The 16433-nt window shown below is 36.6% G+C and carries 15 protein-coding genes and 2 pseudogenes; 5 read left to right on the top strand and 12 right to left on the bottom strand.

What is annotated here, in order from left to right:
• Nucleotides 1-254 precede the first annotated feature (254 nt).
• Together MUA40_RS02545 and MUA40_RS02540 are read right to left on the bottom strand one after the other, a co-directional pair.
• Nucleotides 255-1640, bottom strand: coding sequence for a YfcC family protein (locus MUA40_RS02545; RefSeq protein WP_016426254.1), 1386 nt, complete (start codon nt 1638-1640; stop codon nt 255-257).
• 155 nt (nt 1641-1795) lie between these two features.
• The gene (locus tag MUA40_RS02540; protein WP_262569837.1) at nt 1796-2473 is read right to left on the bottom strand and encodes a DUF805 domain-containing protein; all 678 of its coding nucleotides are present in this window, start codon (nt 2471-2473) and stop codon (nt 1796-1798) included.
• Between the two features lie 179 nt (nt 2474-2652).
• Here MUA40_RS02540 and MUA40_RS02535 point away from each other — a divergent pair, with 179 nt between their 5' ends.
• Nucleotides 2653-3267, top strand: a complete 615-nt coding sequence (locus MUA40_RS02535; RefSeq protein WP_016426252.1) for a DNA-3-methyladenine glycosylase — start codon at nt 2653-2655, stop codon at nt 3265-3267.
• Nucleotides 3268-3323: 56 nt separating this feature from the next.
• Here MUA40_RS02535 and MUA40_RS02530 read toward each other — a convergent pair whose 3' ends face one another.
• The 5 genes from MUA40_RS02530 to MUA40_RS02510 all read right to left on the bottom strand — a co-directional run bounded on the left by MUA40_RS02530 (nt 3324) and on the right by MUA40_RS02510 (nt 7524).
• Nucleotides 3324-4646 (bottom strand): Na+/H+ antiporter NhaC family protein, encoded by a 1323-nt coding sequence (locus tag MUA40_RS02530; protein WP_155976516.1) that lies wholly within the window; start codon nt 4644-4646, stop codon nt 3324-3326.
• A gap of 159 nt (nt 4647-4805) precedes the next feature.
• The gene (locus MUA40_RS02525; protein WP_016426250.1) at nt 4806-5627 is read right to left on the bottom strand and encodes a DUF4097 family beta strand repeat-containing protein; all 822 of its coding nucleotides are present in this window, start codon (nt 5625-5627) and stop codon (nt 4806-4808) included.
• A complete protein-coding gene (locus MUA40_RS02520) occupies nt 5624-6181 on the bottom strand; it encodes an HAAS signaling domain-containing protein (RefSeq protein WP_016426249.1) in 558 nt (185 codons plus the stop codon). The genes MUA40_RS02525 and MUA40_RS02520 overlap by 4 nt, the downstream gene beginning before the upstream one ends.
• On the bottom strand, nt 6178-6498 hold the full coding sequence (locus tag MUA40_RS02515; RefSeq protein WP_016426248.1) for a PadR family transcriptional regulator: 321 nt from the start codon (nt 6496-6498) through the stop codon (nt 6178-6180). The genes MUA40_RS02520 and MUA40_RS02515 overlap by 4 nt, the downstream gene beginning before the upstream one ends.
• 162 nt (nt 6499-6660) lie before the next feature.
• Nucleotides 6661-7524: a hypothetical protein gene (locus tag MUA40_RS02510; RefSeq protein WP_016426247.1), complete on the bottom strand. Its 864-nt coding sequence runs from the start codon at nt 7522-7524 to the stop codon at nt 6661-6663.
• Between the two features lie 135 nt (nt 7525-7659).
• Here MUA40_RS02510 and MUA40_RS02505 point away from each other — a divergent pair, with 135 nt between their 5' ends.
• Together MUA40_RS02505 and gltS are read left to right on the top strand one after the other, a co-directional pair.
• Nucleotides 7660-8493 carry an AraC family transcriptional regulator gene (locus MUA40_RS02505; RefSeq protein ID WP_016426246.1) on the top strand — a complete coding sequence of 278 codons (834 nt, stop codon included), beginning with the start codon at nt 7660-7662 and terminating at the stop codon, nt 8491-8493.
• 145 nt (nt 8494-8638) lie between these two features.
• On the top strand, nt 8639-9850 hold the full coding sequence (gltS, locus tag MUA40_RS02500) for a sodium/glutamate symporter (protein ID WP_167732759.1): 1212 nt from the start codon (nt 8639-8641) through the stop codon (nt 9848-9850).
• Nucleotides 9851-10217: 367 nt separating this feature from the next.
• On the opposite strand, the gene MUA40_RS02495 is transcribed toward gltS, so the two are convergent.
• Both MUA40_RS02495 and fni read right to left on the bottom strand, forming a co-directional pair.
• Nucleotides 10218-11423 (bottom strand): GTP-binding protein, encoded by a 1206-nt coding sequence (locus MUA40_RS02495; protein ID WP_016426241.1) that lies wholly within the window; start codon nt 11421-11423, stop codon nt 10218-10220.
• A gap of 261 nt (nt 11424-11684) precedes the next feature.
• Nucleotides 11685-12715, bottom strand: a pseudogene (fni, locus tag MUA40_RS02490) (type 2 isopentenyl-diphosphate Delta-isomerase).
• A 176-nt stretch (nt 12716-12891) separates the two neighbouring features.
• Between fni and MUA40_RS02485 the strand changes: the two are divergent.
• Nucleotides 12892-13377 carry a thioesterase family protein gene (locus tag MUA40_RS02485; RefSeq protein ID WP_016426239.1) on the top strand — a complete coding sequence of 162 codons (486 nt, stop codon included), beginning with the start codon at nt 12892-12894 and terminating at the stop codon, nt 13375-13377.
• A gap of 142 nt (nt 13378-13519) precedes the next feature.
• Here the strand turns inward: MUA40_RS02485 and MUA40_RS02480 are convergent, their stop codons facing one another.
• Nucleotides 13520-14506, bottom strand: coding sequence for a PTS sugar transporter subunit IIC (locus MUA40_RS02480; RefSeq protein ID WP_228480302.1), 987 nt, complete (start codon nt 14504-14506; stop codon nt 13520-13522).
• On the opposite strand from MUA40_RS02480, the pseudogene MUA40_RS02475 reads away from it, so the two are divergent.
• Nucleotides 14469-14552 (top strand): annotated as a pseudogene (locus MUA40_RS02475) (hypothetical protein); the annotation flags it as partial. The gene MUA40_RS02480 and the pseudogene MUA40_RS02475 sit on opposite strands and share 38 nt — an antisense overlap.
• Nucleotides 14553-15027: 475 nt before the next feature.
• On the opposite strand, the gene MUA40_RS02470 reads toward MUA40_RS02475, so the two are convergent.
• Both MUA40_RS02470 and MUA40_RS02465 read right to left on the bottom strand, forming a co-directional pair.
• Nucleotides 15028-15930, bottom strand: a complete 903-nt coding sequence (locus MUA40_RS02470) for an alpha/beta hydrolase fold domain-containing protein (RefSeq protein ID WP_016426237.1) — start codon at nt 15928-15930, stop codon at nt 15028-15030.
• A 101-nt stretch (nt 15931-16031) separates the two neighbouring features.
• Nucleotides 16032-16358, bottom strand: coding sequence for a thioredoxin family protein (locus tag MUA40_RS02465; RefSeq protein WP_126496043.1), 327 nt, complete (start codon nt 16356-16358; stop codon nt 16032-16034).
• Nucleotides 16359-16433 lie beyond the last annotated feature (75 nt).

Genomic DNA, 16433 nt, shown 5'->3' with positions numbered 1-16433 from the left:
GTAGCTCCTTTCGCTATACGATTACTTTGAATATACAAGAATTCAGTTAAAATGACAAGTATATTTGTCAAAATGACTTATTTATGTTTCATTAACGGCATTGTAGTACCCTTAAAGCATAACGTAAATTGAAGCAGTTAACCTCACTTAATGTCACTTTGTAGAAAAAAGTGTAGCCAAGATGAAGTACTGCCTTAAAAGATGTCAGCACAGCACCTCAATCTCAACTACACGGGAGCCTCTTTTCTATTTATTTAATAACCTACTAAATATGCTACAGACATTGCCACTGCACATATCACTACCCATGCAAGTATCAGTTTCCATACAAATTTAATCCACTGTGTATAGCTTATATTAGCGACTGCTAAGGCACCCATTAGAACAGCAGATGTTGGAAAGAGACTATTACTAATTGCATCACCATATTGAAAAGCTAAAACTGTAATTTGTCGATTCACCTCGAGTAAATCTGAAATTGGCACTAACAACGGCATTGTAGTTAAAGCTTGACCTGATCCAGATGGAATGAAAAAGTTGAGGAAAAATTGAAAAATGAACATCCCTATAATCGTCACAACTGATGGTAATCCTTCTAACATTGATGTCATGAAATAGACAATCGTATCGATAATCTTTCCGTTTTCTAAAATAACGATAATCCCTTTCGCAAAACCAACAATCATTGCACCAAATAAGACATTTTTCATGCCCTCTAATAAAGCGTCGAATGTACCGTTGAAGCCCAATCCAGCTACAAAGCCAGCAAGGAGTCCCGCTAACAAAAAGTTTGCACTCATTTCATTAAATGTCCAACCGAATTTAAAAATCCCAAAAATATTCAATCCAATAGCGCCAACAATGAATAATAGGCTGACGAATTGTCTACGCGAAAATGATGGAACCGCTTCTTGTTGATGACGATCCACTTCTTCCTGTTCTAATTTGTATACGATACTCTGTTCAGGCGAACGTTTCACACGTCGCGCATAGCGCATGACCACCACCATTGCGGCCAGCAGAATAAAAATATAAATGATAGAACGCAATCCCCATCCTGAGAATAGTGGGAGTTCGGCGACGCTTTGTGCAACGCCGACTGTAAATGGATTGAGCATCCCTCCAATAAAGCCACTCGCTGCACCTAAAATAACGATTGCCGCCCCCGTCAATGCATCGTAACCTAAAGTTCGTGCAATTATAATCCCGATAGGCACAAAAATAATCGTTTCTTCCGCGAGTCCAATTGAAAAACCTAAAATTGAAAACATTAACATAGTGAGCGGGATCATTAACACTTTAAACTGCCCTAATTGCGTCATCAATCGCCGAATCCCTGCTTCTATTGCACCGCTCTTATGTACAACGCCAAAAGCGCCGCCTACTAAAAAAATATAAAAAACAATTTCTCCACCACTTATTAATCCTTCTGGTACAGCACGAAAGATATCCAATAAACTTGCAGGGTGTGAAGGTAATACATGATAAGAATCAGGCACAACAACCGTCTGACTATTGACCTTTTTTCGTTCAAATGTACCCGCCGGTATCAGATAAGTCAATAGTGCAGCCACCACAATCACCATCATCAATAAAGCATACGTATGTGGCATTTTAAGTTTTTTCAGCTTGTTTTTCATGATTAAAACATCCCTCTTGTTTAAATTTTCGAAATAAACTGACTTTTATTTATATACACTTAATCCATCTGTTCTAATCATGCGCTCTGAATTAAACAAAAATGCTCAAAAATGAAATGCTTGCTTACTTCATCTCATCTTTGAGCACACTTGATTTAATATTTATAAGGATCTTGTTCTATTTGTTTTTGTTGTGATGTTTCGTATGATGTGAATGATTCCTCGTTTGAAGCATCATCTTTTAGTTCATCGTTAGGGAAGCCCTTATCATGACCGGCCTCAATATATTTAGGCGAAGGTCCATATTTATTGACTTGTTCCTTACTATCAAGCAAGGCAATAATTAAACACACAATATTTAAAATGATTGTGAGGCTAAGTAAAGTATAACCTAACCAATCTGGAATAAAATCAAAATTCAAGTTTCCAGTCACTTTTGTATCGACCCCATTGATGTTTCCTTCAGAAATATCTTCATCAGGGCTTAGGTCACTGATAATATTATAAATGATACTAACGATAAAACTAATCATTGGAATCCACATTGAAAAGACCACATCATGAAATCTTCTGACCTGTAACGCTAAATTAGGAATAATGGTTGCTAACGCATAGAGGAATATAAGAATGACTAGAATTACACCTAAAATGGGTCCTGCTCCTGGGATAAAGAAACATAAGAATGCAATGAAAAATGTGACAACATAAATCAAAAAATTCCAAAGCGCTACCCACCAGTATTCACTTCGACGACTTCGCCCTTTGAAGTTAAAGTAATTTAACCAAAAATATTTGTAGGCCTCTACAAAGCCAACTTTCGGCGTGACGTACATGATTGATCCTCCTTGTATTTTCTCTTTTCTTCAGTGTACCATACTCTTTAATGAATGTAACAGGTCCCTTTTTCACGATGCATCTCTTTAATATATTTCCCTTCGATGTGGCTATGAGTTGGTTTTGACACGCAAGTTCGCTACAATATGAATCATCATCATATATGGAGGCACGTATTATGGATTTTATTCATCGTCCAACGATTCAAACTGCTCAAGACTTATTAGGCGTTCAATTGATTTATGAATCTGAACACCATACGCTTACAGGATATATTGTTGAAACTGAAGCTTATCTCGGCCATCAAGATCAAGCTGCACATGGTTTTCAAGGGAAGCGCACACCGAAAGTCGAATCTCTCTATCAAGAAGGTGGCACGATTTATGCGCATACGATGCACCGACAATTATTAATTAATTTTGTGACCCAAACAGCTGGTGTTCCTGAAGGCGTCCTTATCCGTGCCATTCAACCAGAGCAAGGCATCGATATTATGGAATACAATCGTGGCAAAAAAGGCTATGAATTAACGAACGGGCCGGGAAAATTAACACAAGCATTACAAATTCCGCGTGCAATAGATGGCTCCAAATTGAATATAGGCCGATTAAAAATTGATACAAAACATCGCAAATATCCAAGAGCAATTGTAGCAGGCCCTCGAATTGGCATCCCAAATAAAGGACAGTGGACGGATGAACCGCTACGTTTTACGGTTAAAGGAAACCCCTATGTGTCCCATATGCGTGCGAAAGATCGGTTACCCGCACATGAAACGTGGAAATCTTCGTAATAAAAAAGCAATGAATCTCGAACTGAAAACGCTGTTCGAAATCCATTGCTTTTTCTTTATGCTGTTTCTTTCCTACGAAACATACCGATATGAATCGAAATAATGGTACAAATAACTAAAATAATTGGATAAAACGAATATTTCAATACTTCTAAATATGTGACATGACCAAATTGTTCGGCCATTAACATACCACTATCGTGCGGTAGTACCATCAATGCACTCGCTGCAAAGATATCTAATAAGCTTGCCATTCGTTTGGGCGCAATTTTATACATTTGTCCAATTTCTTTAGCAATCGGTGCTGATATAATAATTGCGACCACATTATGCACTAATGCAGCGGATAAAAAGCCTGATAGAAAGCTCATCGCATATTCAGCGCTTTTCGGTCCATTCGCACGTTTTTTCATCGTTTCAATAATCCAATCGATACCCCCGTAATATCGAATCAACGCAACAAGTCCGGAAATTAAAAACGCGATAAGGAAAATCATAAAGGTACCTTCCATACCTTCACCTATTTTAGTAGTCCATTCAAAAACGCCAATATTTCCTCTTGCTACACCAATCACGCCTGTGAGTAAAATCCCCGAAATAAGGACGAGCATGACGTTCATTCCTGCAATAGCAGCAACCAACACAAATAAATAAGGAAGTAAATCAATAAAGTTATAACTTAAATCTTTATCAATATGTCCCGTACCACCCACAATGGCATAAATAATAAATGTAATCACCGCAGCTGGAAGTGCGATTAAAAAATTCGCTTTAAACTTGTCTTTCATTTTAGCACCGACACCTGTTGTTGCAGCGATTGTTGTATCTGAAATAATAGACAAGTTATCCCCGAAATAAGCCCCTGCAATGACAGCAGCTGCAGCGGCTGCAACATTTAAGTCAGCAGACTGTGCTACAGCAACACCAATCGGGATAAACGCCGCTTGCGTTCCCGTTGATGTCCCTAATGATGTGGCTACAAAAGCACTCATCACAAAGATACCAGGTATGAGTAAACTTGGTGGTATGACTGAAAGCCCCATATTTACCATTGCTTCTTGTCCGCCCATCGCAGAAGCAGCGCTCGCGAATCCTCCTGCTAACAATAAAATTAATCCAAGTTCAGCAATACCTGAAGAACCCGCGTTTTCAGTAAAGATCTTAATCTTTTTCGCAACTGGTGTTTTCCGATCATAACAAACCCAAGCAATAACTATGGCTATAAATATCGCAACATGCCGTGGCAATCGACTGAATGGGTCTTTAGCACCTATCGCAGTAAAATATAAACCTACCCCAATATATAAGACGAGAAAAATGATAAGGGGTAATAATGCGAGTGCACCATACTGTTTTTGACTTCTTAATTCTTGTGACATCTCTTTCTCCTTATACCTTAGTTTCACGATAAGGATTATACACCATTATTTAACTTTGACAAGTCACTTGCTTCATTACTTCTACATATTCGTTTTAAGATTATTTACTCACTATCATACAATCCAAACAAATGATGGTTTTCGTATAAAGTCGTTTTCTTAATCATCAGTTGAAAAAGTAACATAACCCGTCTTATTTTTAATAACGACCCGATGCTGTCCTTCACCAACTTGCTTATGCTTTAAGTTTTCAATATCTTCTAAATCGACATTCCCATAGCGATTTTGTATATCGAATCTCGTATTACGGGGCTGTGTTTTATAAGTGACTTCGACGCCTCCTTTTTCATTTTCAATTGTTATCGGAATATCTATTGGTACATCACTTAAATCTGTATGACCTAAACGGTTATGAATGAGTATCTCTTTATAATCTGTTGATTCGCTTTCTATAAAACCAGAACCTATTTGCGCATTCAGCGTATCGATCTGACTATGATTGATTACGATTGAGCCAGAATCTGTATCTACACTCAACTTATTGATATTTAATTGTTCGATATTCATGGCACTTTTTGCTGACTTTAATGAAAGTTCATCTAATTTCGATTTTGGAATCGTGATTAACACTTTATGACGTTCTACATCTTTAAAAGGATTGACATTAATACGAGGTTCTACTGCATCATTTCCTTTAATGTTAATATTTAATTGTTGTTGATGTTGCTTAGCTTGAATCGCATTTTTCTTGTCAGTAAACGCACCTTCAATTTTGAGTTGATTCCCAGTAGTAAATTCCACATCTTTTCCTTTAGCTTCAATATGTAGCGATTTTATTTGAGACGTATCAAACTTCTTCTCTATTTTGTCATAGTGCACTTTAGACTGTTGATTAAAAAAGGTGTAATAGATGGTACCTACAATACCAACGATAAAGAGGAGCAAGCCGACTAAAAATAAAATCTTGAGTGTCTTTTTCATGATTGATCACCTCTCTTGATCAATTGAATATTCCATTTTAAATATTTAATGACAATCAAGTAACTCCATTTCACAATAATAATGATTAAAACGACGAGCATGATACCTAAGCCAAGCCACCCTATCGCTGCAAACCAATCTGAAATTAAAACAAGGGCTGTTGTAAACTTTTGTTGATAGAACACTAAAAAAGGGGCTGCCAAGCCAATGAGTCCTACGAATGCAAGGCTGATAAGCAAACTAATGTATATCAATAATGGACCTGTAATTAAAATAAAATTAATAACGCTCAACCCTAATACAGTTATAATTGCTTGTCCCGTATTAGAAAAACCCTTGTGCTTTTCTGCTTCACCTACTGCACTTTCAGCATTAATTGCTTTCGCCATATCTTTAGGATGACCTAGCATCTTGACGATTTGTTGTTCAGTTTTGCCATCATTCAAACCTTCAATAAAATGATTTTCGTATTCTGAGACAATATCCTGTTTCTCTGTTTCAGACATATTTTTCAAATGCTCATAAAGTAAGGCTAAATATTCATTCTTTGTCATGCTTGCTCACTCTCTTCTATAAATAGTTGTACGATATCTACAAACGCACGCCATTCCGATTTTAATTGATTCAAGCGCACCAAACCTAACTCTGTTAATTCATAATATTTTCTTGCTGGTCCTTCTGTTGAAGGTTGATAATATGTCGAAAGATAACCCTCTTTCACTAAACGCCTTAATAAGGGATAAACGGTACCTTCTGCAATCATCATTCGCTTAGAAATGTTTTGCACAAGGGAGTAACCATATTGTGCCTCTCCTTTAATAATCAAAAGGACAATCATTTCTAATGCACCTTTTTTAAATTGTATATTCATCACAAAACCTCCAACTATACATCAATCAGTACTGTTTAAAGTATAATACTAAACTTAACTTACCTAAGCTATTAAACATTACAAGGTACTGATTAAAAATTAAAACACAATCTTTCAATAATGAATGGTTGTGTTTTATTTTTTGATGCTTATATTCGTTTTTTAATGTGTTAGGACAACTGGTTCATGTTTTCCATTGATCTCAATACGATGTGCAATGGTTTCATGTTCGGTTTCTATATACAAAATAAAAGGAGGATGTCCATCTTGACTAAGCGGAATATGAATTGATGTCACCTTATCTATATCAATGTCACTTTCCAATATCATACGCGCTTCGGCATCAACAAGCACAAAGGAAGGAAGCGGTGCACCATCAATATCTAAAATCTGTAATTGTAGCATCAAACCATGCTGATTGATATCTTTAATGACGATTTCATAATTCTCAATACGATCATTCGCCCGTTCTAAAATATAAAGATTTTGGCATAAATCCATTTCGAAATCTAGCTCAGCTGAATCGCTTACAACATCCATTGACTGAAAACCAGTGATTAACTCTATCTTATTATTTTGCCCATTAATCATCGCCGTCACATCGAATTCAATTACGGCTTGCGTTGTATCGACAACCCCCAAACTCATGTCATTCACTTTAATGAGAAAAAGTTGATTGATGCCTTCTATATTTAGATGATAATCTTTACTGTCATCAAAGTCTTTGATATCAAAATATTGTTGGTAACTTAACCAGTTCGTACATCCAAGTTGTTCTAAATCTAATCCGACATCCCCTGAATCATGCTGTTCCGACTTCTCCCATGTGTAAGCGACTTCTTCGTCAGTCTCAAAGCGTTTCACTGTTGACTCCCATTCACCAGCTAAAACGGTTATTGTATGATTTATATAATCCATAGAATACGAATTAAAAACATGTCGATTAATATAAGGTATATAACGTATTCTACGTGCAAGGGGTTGAGGTTGCGCCTGTCGCATTGGCTTATTCCTTAATTTTTTCATTTTCCATACACCTCTAAATAGAATATTATTTTTTATTATACAATTAATTTAACACTATAAAAGATATGAGAATATATACCAATCATCACAAATTATGGTAAAATGTTTCCATATCTTTAAGCAGAAGGTGTTGGCATGCAAATATTATGGAAAATGTTTAAAAAAGACCAATTCGAGGCACACGTTGATGAGTGTGGCATCGAAGTTGGAACGCCTCAAGGGGGTTACCAATATACTGTGTCAAAACCGGCTGTATTACATATCGTCATGGCAGGGACTGGCAGACTCATTTATCAAAATCAAACTTATATTTTAAAACCGGGTGATTTATTTCTGCTTCAACAAGGTATGGAAGTTCATTATGAATCAGAACTAAATGAGCCGTGGACTTATTATTGGGTCGGCTTTAGTGGCAAAATTGCACTAGACTATTTGAATCGAACCACTTTAAAAGAGCGTATTGTAGTCCAAAATGAAAACACGGGTGCGATTGAACATATCATTTATCGCATGTGTCATCGCTCGGTTCACTATTCGACTGAAGCATCAGATGATATCCAGCATATGCGTGACTTGTATGAACTGCTCTATCAGTTACATTTGCATTTCCCAAAACCGTTTGCTGTTGTTCAGACTGAGATTTATTCAAATGTGCGTGAAGCGATCCGCTATATCAATGACAATTATATGAAGGCCATTACGATTGCCGATGTCGCAAAGCACGTCAATGTGAGCCGAAGCTACTTGTATAAAATGTTCAAAAAACATATCGATCAATCCCCACAAAATTACTTAATCCATGTTCGGATGTATCAAGCTTCAAAACTTTTTAAAGGAACCAACTTGCAAATCCAAGAAATCGCATATCGTGTTGGTTATAAAGACCCTCTCCTTTTTTCTAAAACTTTCAAAAAACAGTTTGGCATGAGTGCAACAGCATATAGAAAATCACAACAACCTTCTGATTAATTTGAACTATTTAATAATAGTATATTGTGAGAGATTACATCCAATTTTATATTTATATAGATTTTTGCCCTTAAAAAAAGTATAATTATTTAGTATGGGGTTGAAAGCCCTTTCTATTTCATTAACTTAAAGGGGGAACGTAACAGTGATAGAGCTGAACAGTATTACAACGTTGTTTGTTGCGTGTCTATTGCTTATTATTGGTCAAGCAATCGTCAATAAAGTTGCACTTTTTAATCGATTAAGCATCCCTTCACCCGTAATCGGTGGACTGATTTTTGCGATTATATCTGCGATTCTTTCTTCAACAGGTGTGCTTCATATTAAATTAGACGGTGACTTTTTCAGAGACTTTTTTATGCTTGCCTTTTTTACAACAATTGGTTTAGGCGCTTCATTCAAGTTATTAAAACTGGGTGGAAAAGTATTAATCGTCTATTGGATTTTATGTGGTGTGCTTGCGACATTCCAAAATATCATTGGGGTTTCAATGGCAAAAGTTTTACATATTGATCCTTTACTCGGGTTAACTGCCGGTGCCATGTCAATGGAAGGTGGACATGGGAATGCCACTGCATATGGTCAAACAATTCAAAGTTATGGTATTGACTCAGCTGTAACGGCAGCATTAGCGGCGGCAACACTGGGTCTTGTTGCTGGTGGCTTAATGGGTGGCCCCGTTGTGCGTTACCTTATAAAAAAACACGATTTAGCACCTGCACATACAGAAGAAACACAAAAAGATTATTCAGAAATCGACATTAATCGTCGCTTACATAAAAACTTTTCTATTAACGAAGTCTTTTTCATTCAAATGACGGTCATCCTATTTTGTATGGGATTAGGGACATTTTTAGGCAAAGCATTTAGTGAATGGTCAGGCTTGAATATTCCATTATATGTTGCGTCTATGTTTATCGCTGTCATCATCCGTAACATTTCAGAGTATACGAACTTAAATTTAATTGATTTAAAACTGACAAATCAAATTGGCGATATTTCATTGAGTGTGTTTTTATCCATCGCGTTAATGAGCATCAAACTCACGGATGTGTATCATCTTGCACTACCGCTTATTGTTATTGTCATTTGTCAGGTTATTTTCGTAGCGCTCTTTTCTATCTTTGTTGTCTTCCGTTGTCTCGGTAAAGACTATGATGCTGCCGTCATGATTGGTGGTTTTATCGGACACGGCTTAGGTGCAACACCTAATGCGATGGCCAATTTAGATGCGATTACGAAAAAGTTTGGGAATTCTCCACGTGCCTATCTTGTTGTACCTATCGTGGGTGCATTCCTCGTAGATTTACTCGGTGTACCAATTATCACAACTTTTATTAATATTTTTAAACCTTAATGGATATTATGTAAGAGATTGATTTATGATATTGAAGTAAAAATACCTAAGCTATTTTCACTTCTTAAGCTAACATTTTAAAACGGATGCTAAAACATACTAAGATTAGCTGTGAAGAAATTTATGACGATAGATTTCTTCACAGCTAATCTTAGTATGTTTAATCTATATATATAATCTCTCTCGTTAATTGCGTTTTTTTCATTATTCATTCAATGATACGCACGTGTCTTATTTTTATAATAGTGTACACTAGGAAAGCGAAGTCATCTCATACAAAGTTTAATCATAAAAAAGCGCTAGGACGACTTTTATTAAAAATCATCTTAGCGCTTTTTATTTTGGGATTGACATCCCAGTTCATTTTTTATGCTTCTTGTCGTCGAATTTCCCAGTAATAAGGATTTTCTAATTGTGACCAATCTGCATCAATTTCATCACTATTTAATAGACAAGCATCTAATTCTGCTGTAATTTTTTCTTCATCTAAATCTACACCAATAATAACGAGTTGCGTATGACGATCTCCATATTCAGGATCCCAATCTGCGCGCACATCTTCTCTTTCTTGTAAGATTGCAGCTTTTTCAGCTTTAGGCATTGTTGCGACCCAAAATGTGACAGGATGAATATCTACAGCCGTACCAGCTTGAGAAACAAGACACGCAACTTGGTTGTATTGGGCTAACCATGCAATCCCTTTTGCACGTACAATTGATTCTGACATATTTTCCAACCACGTATTAAAACGTGCTGCATGGAATGGTAAACGACGTTTGTAAACAAATGATGAAATACCGTATTCTTCTGTTTCCGGCGTATGTGTTGCATGACCGCCTGCTTCAAGTTCTTGTAACCAGCCTGCTGATTGACTCGCAGTATCAAAATCAAAACGTCCTGTTTCTAATACATCATCTAAATCAACCACTGAATTTACTGTACGGATAATTTTTGCGGATGGTTGTAACTTACGTAACATCGCTTCTAATCGATTCGCTTCTTCTTCACTAACTAAGTCGACTTTGTTTAATACGAGGACATCACAGAATTCGATTTGATCAATTAACAAATCTGCGATAGTTCTTTCATCTTCTTCGCCCACTGCTTGATCACGATCTAATAACATATCGCCTGATTGGTAATCTTTAATAAAACGGTTAGCGTCCACAACTGTAACCATCGTATCTAGATTACAAATTTCTGTTAAGTCGATACCAAGCTCTTCATCGACATATGAGAATGTTTGTGCAACGGGTACAGGTTCAGAAATGCCTGTTGACTCGATCACAATTTGATCAATACCACCACGTTGAACAATACGTTCGACTTCTTTCAATAAATCTTCTCTTAACGTACAACAGATACAACCGTTTGATAACTCTACTAATTTTTCATCAGTACGAGACAATCCGCCCCCATCGGCAACAAGATCTTTATCTATATTGACTTCACTCATATCATTGACAATAACAGCTATTCTTTTACCCTCTCTGTTATTAAGAATATGGTTGAGTAACGTTGTTTTTCCTGAGCCTAAATAGCCACTTAAAACGGTAACAGGTATTTTACCCATTATAAACCCTCCTCTATTCTACTACAAATCGTAATAATTACGTTTTACAGTATATAACATATTCTTACAATAACGCAATGATAAATTCTTTTAACCGTTTAAGTTTCATCAATCTAGCGCTTTAGAAGTCCTCTAAAATAAAAATGCCCTCCAAAGTTTCCATTTTTTAAATGTTCACTTTAGAGGGTGAATATCCTATTTTTTGTTACATTGATTTTTATGTCGAAAACCTATCTCTTCATTTTAAGAAGCAATCTTAAGCTAGAGTTGTCGTTGTTGCATCCAGTTTTTCAAATAAGGATCAAATACAATCGCTGACTGTCTCAACTCTTGAATCGTTCGTGCATTTAGTAAAGTCATGATATGCGCCATTTGTGTTTTAAAATTCTCTATATATTGAACCGTCTCTTCAACACCTGCTTCATGGACGCGTTTTAGAATAGGGCGAGACATTCCCACCGCTTCAGCACCTAGGCGCAATGCCTTCACTGCATCAAGCGGATGACGTATTCCCCCACTCGCTAAAAGATGTACACGATTACTTAAATTACGTGCCTCTAATAATGAGACGACTGTAGATTGTCCCCAATCACTTAAATATTCCAATCTTTAAGGACACGACGCTCATTTTCAATAGAGATAAAGTTTGTACCGCCCCGTCCACTGACATCGACATATTTCACGCCATGGTCAATCAAATCTTGTATCGTATCATAACTCATTCCGAAACCGACTTCTTTAACGATAACCGGTATTTGAATAGCTTCTACAATTTTTTTAATCTGTGTCATCCAATGTTTAAATTCACGTTGTCCCTCTGGCATGACAAGCTCTTGGGGGGCATTTACATGGATTTGTAGTGCATTCGCATCTACAATTGAGATGGCCTCTTTTGCTTGAGCAACCGATGCTTCTGCACTAATATTTGCCCAAATCTGTCCTTCTGGATGGTTTTGACGTACCACTTCATATGAATGACGCACATCTGGATTTTTAAAAGCCGCATGCATACTTCCAACTGCAATCGGCAAATGTGTGGCTGCTGCAACTTGGGCCAACTTCGTATTCATGTCAGCTGTCCATTCAGAGCCTCCTGTCATCGCATTCACATAAAGTACGTGTGCCATTTCTAATGCTTGGCATCTTGATTTTAACGAAACATCTTCGACATCAATTGTAGGTATCGCATGATGGACAAATTGGATTCGATCAAAATCAGATTGCTGTGCTTCACTTTGTGCAAGCGCTAATAGAACATGTTCATTTTTTCGTTGTTCTCTTTTTTCAGTCATTGAGTAGCGTCCCCTTATCATCTTTTCTTGTTTTGACTATATCATAACCTATCGCATGATGAACACCTTTCGACCTTTAAAACCAAATTTCTACTGTTATCTTTACCAGTATTTAACATCACAAAACTTTAAAATTTACGTTATAATATGACAAAAATGCAAAACGAGGTGTTAATATGATTCACTTTCCATTTTATGATGAAAATAGCGTCCAAGAAGATTGGATTGATCGCAATCAACATATGAATGACTCAGAATATGCACGTGTCTTTAGTTTAGCGATTGATCACTTTCACGATCAAATCGGTTTGTCCAATCCTGAAAGAGATGCAAGAAATTATACTGTTTTCACCCTTGAAACGCACATCAACTTTCTCAAAGAACTGACATTGCATACGCCTATTGCCATTAAAGTCAATATTTACGATTTTGATGAAAAGCGAACACATTACTTCCTAGAATTAATCAATCGCAATACGAACGAAGTTGCCGCAACTGCAGAAACGATGATGATGGGCATTGATAAGTCGACACGCCACGCAGCCCCTTATCCTGAAGATATATTTGCACAGATCCAACATTATGCCCATTCACAAAACAGAACGGATTGGCCTGAGCAATTGGGGCATCGCATACAAATACCTAAAAAAGAAAAAAACTAATAACGAAAAGCTTTAAATTGCACTGCATTTTCTATAGAAACATAAAAAGACTGCGCGCCTCAATCTTAAATTAAGCGTCCGCAGTCTTTTAACATGTCATGTCTTCTTTACATATGAAGTTCCGGATTATTTAACGAATTATTTAAGCGTCAGTCGCACCACGGCGAATCATATCTGCTTTAGTGACGATAGGATATTTTTTGAATACGATTGAGCCAATATAGCCCCATATTAAACCAATAATTCCCATAATCACACCATAGATAACGACAGTCCCCCAATGATTAAAACCAAACATTACGATAAAACCTGCAATTGGCGTTGCAGTTCCGGTCGCATCATTCACAAGTCCAGAAAGAGCAATGACTAAGCCGGCGGTTGCGCCTCCGAAGAAGTTCGTAATATAAATAGGAATAGGGTTGGCCGAGACAATGTCTGCTTGTGATAATGGTTCAATACTTACAGATATTGTGGATTTACGGTCACCTAATTTGAGACGATGGAATAAAGTTCCGTTCATGAACGCTGAACTGAACGCTGCCATCGCACCAATAGCCATTGGCACACCTGTAAGGCCAAGCAAAGCCGTCAGTGCCATAGAGCTTAATGGTGCCGTACCTACTACCGTAATGATACCACCTAAAATAATCCCCATAATGATTGGGCTTGTATCAGTTGAGCTTTGGATAATGTCACCAATTTTAATTAATGTATTTTTAACGACTGGTGTGAACAATAATGCCACAGCTCGTGATAATGGCGCTACGATTAACACGGCCACAATCAAGTCGACACCATCCGGCACATATTTTTCGGTATATTTCATTAAGTAACCAATTAAATAACCTGCAAAGAAACCAGGTAATAAATCTAAGCCACCACAAGCCGCTGCAATGACTAAAGCGTAAACAGGTGAAACACCAATCGCTAATGCTGTTAAACCTGCTGCTGCCACACCACCTAAATTTCCGGCTGCAGCGCCGACTTGTTCAAGGAAAGCATTATGAAATACACGTCCCCCAACGTATTTGTTAAATGCTTCGACTAAAAACGTCGCGATAGCTGCATTCGCAAGTGCACCCATAGCACGCATGCCGTTTGGCGCTTTATATGTAAATAACGTGAAAATGACAAGTACTAAAATTAAAAAAGCAGTACCGATTAATAAATCCATAATGTCCCCCTCTTGTTATTCGAAAAGGCCCCTTAAATTTACATATTTATCAATTTCTGAATAACTTTATAATATTGATATTTTTGCATATAGTTAATTCTACTAAAAATTTTACTTAATTGCACGGCGCTTTACTTCATTTAAGAAATTGTTTGTCTCAGACGTTCATTTGATTCTATATTTAATCCAAAAAAAGCTTTATAAAAACAAAATTATTATGTAAATACGATAATCCGTTTCAATTTTGTCTTTATAACGCGAACATACGCTCACCATTCATCTTGCTATATCTATTATTTTTTCAAAACGTTTTGACTCAAAGCATTGTCTTTCATGCCTCGAAAATAAACTACTTCAATATAGAAAAACAGAATGGACTTTGATAAAAAGCACATTTGCATCTGCTTTTCATCAAAGACCATTCTGCTTATTTATTGTAGAAGTAGCACACCATCGCATGTCTGGCTTCATCTCTTTTATGGATGGATTGTTTTACGGATTTGTTTTAAAACTTTTCTAGATTCAACGATAGGATATAACGGAAAAGCCGTGACCATATCTTTATATTCATAAAAATGAATCGGCTGTTGCTCTGCCTCAAAATAATCAGCAAGCTTACGCATATCTGGATAAAAGATTTCACTTGTACCACCAAACATATAAACGGGTGGTAAACCACGAACTGGACCATACATTGGTGACACACGCGGATTTTTACGCTCTAAATCGTCGACCCAAACTTTAGCGACAGATTTTAAGCTAAACACATTTTGAATAGGGTCTTTCTTTTGAACTTGCTCTGTAATATCTGGATTAGAGAGCGAGAGATCGAGCCAAGGTGAAATTAAGTACAACTGGCGGGGCAATGGTAGCTCATCTTGCTCCATTAATTTTTGAACAAAGCTTAATGCCATATTTCCACCAGAAGCATCCCCCATAATCACAATATTATCTGCATCTGTTTCTTTCAGTAAACGACGATACGCTTGTTCAATGGCTTGATGCGTTTCACGATACGTATATTCCGGTGCTTTTGGGTAAATAGGCAAAACCACTTCATGTAACGTTTCATAAGCTAATTTATCCATAAATCGCCAATGAAAAACAGAGGGTTGTAACACAAAAGTGCCACCATAAATATATAAAATCTTATTTTTAATATGATGACCAAAGTTAAAACGAAAAACTTGCATGTCATCAAACATATCCTTCACTAAGTTCGATTTGACATTGATTTGCTCAGGTTGTTTATGTTTTTCTTTATTGAGTTGGCGTCGTTTTTCTAAATAGGCATCGATCTCATCTTGTGTTTTAAATTTAATATGACGTTGATGCGATAAATATCTCCCCATTAAATTACTCATGACATTACGTTTCAATTCAATCCCTCACTTTTGTCTACATTGTCCTCTTATTATGATTAATTCTATTTTAGGCTCCTAAAATAGAACATTCGCATTCTTTTTCATTATAATACGTTTTATCTATTGATGCTCTCATAAATTTTAAATAATTGTGATTCTAAACGATCTAAATCAATAAATCGACCTTCTCGATGCATTTCTTTCCCTTCGTAAAATAGGATATCAACTGGAACTGTAAAAATGGATAAAGCCCCGGCAATTTCGGGCACATCATCCGCACTCAAATGCCCTAAAGCAACACCTTCATATCGTTCAACGAGCGCTTCAACTCTTGGCAATACCGCATGACAAACTGAACAATTTTCTCTCGAAATATGCACAATTGCGATTTCATGCGTCTGTATAAACTGTTCATAGGCTTCTAAACTTTTTAATCTTTCCATCATCTACCTCCTTGCTATCATACAAATGATAACATTGATATACAAACATTTTTCAATGAATGCTTTTAAATTTCA

Origin of the sequence: Staphylococcus schleiferi (assembly GCF_025558325.1) — a bacterium.
Taxonomy (GTDB): Bacteria; Bacillota; Bacilli; order Staphylococcales; family Staphylococcaceae; genus Staphylococcus; species Staphylococcus schleiferi.
Note: the sequence above shows the minus strand (reverse complement) of the source record. Positions and strands in the feature narration are given on the sequence as shown.

What these genes read in the sequence shown, in the direction of transcription:
- MUA40_RS02505 (WP_016426246.1), top strand. Translation starts at nt 7,660, where the DNA reads ATGCAAATATTATGGAAAATGTTTAAAAAAGACCAATTCGAGGCACAC.
- MUA40_RS02465 (WP_126496043.1), bottom strand. Translation starts at nt 16,358, where the DNA reads ATGGAAAGATTAAAAAGTTTAGAAGCCTATGAACAGTTTATACAGACG.
- MUA40_RS02485 (WP_016426239.1), top strand. Translation starts at nt 12,892, where the DNA reads ATGATTCACTTTCCATTTTATGATGAAAATAGCGTCCAAGAAGATTGG.
- MUA40_RS02525 (WP_016426250.1), bottom strand. Translation starts at nt 5,627, where the DNA reads ATGAAAAAGACACTCAAGATTTTATTTTTAGTCGGCTTGCTCCTCTTT.
- MUA40_RS02545 (WP_016426254.1), bottom strand. Translation starts at nt 1,640, where the DNA reads ATGAAAAACAAGCTGAAAAAACTTAAAATGCCACATACGTATGCTTTA.
- MUA40_RS02510 (WP_016426247.1), bottom strand. Translation starts at nt 7,524, where the DNA reads ATGAAAAAATTAAGGAATAAGCCAATGCGACAGGCGCAACCTCAACCC.
- MUA40_RS02495 (WP_016426241.1), bottom strand. Translation starts at nt 11,423, where the DNA reads ATGGGTAAAATACCTGTTACCGTTTTAAGTGGCTATTTAGGCTCAGGA.
- MUA40_RS02515 (WP_016426248.1), bottom strand. Translation starts at nt 6,498, where the DNA reads ATGAATATACAATTTAAAAAAGGTGCATTAGAAATGATTGTCCTTTTG.
- MUA40_RS02530 (WP_155976516.1), bottom strand. Translation starts at nt 4,646, where the DNA reads ATGTCACAAGAATTAAGAAGTCAAAAACAGTATGGTGCACTCGCATTA.
- MUA40_RS02535 (WP_016426252.1), top strand. Translation starts at nt 2,653, where the DNA reads ATGGATTTTATTCATCGTCCAACGATTCAAACTGCTCAAGACTTATTA.
- MUA40_RS02540 (WP_262569837.1), bottom strand. Translation starts at nt 2,473, where the DNA reads ATGTACGTCACGCCGAAAGTTGGCTTTGTAGAGGCCTACAAATATTTT.
- MUA40_RS02520 (WP_016426249.1), bottom strand. Translation starts at nt 6,181, where the DNA reads ATGACAAAGAATGAATATTTAGCCTTACTTTATGAGCATTTGAAAAAT.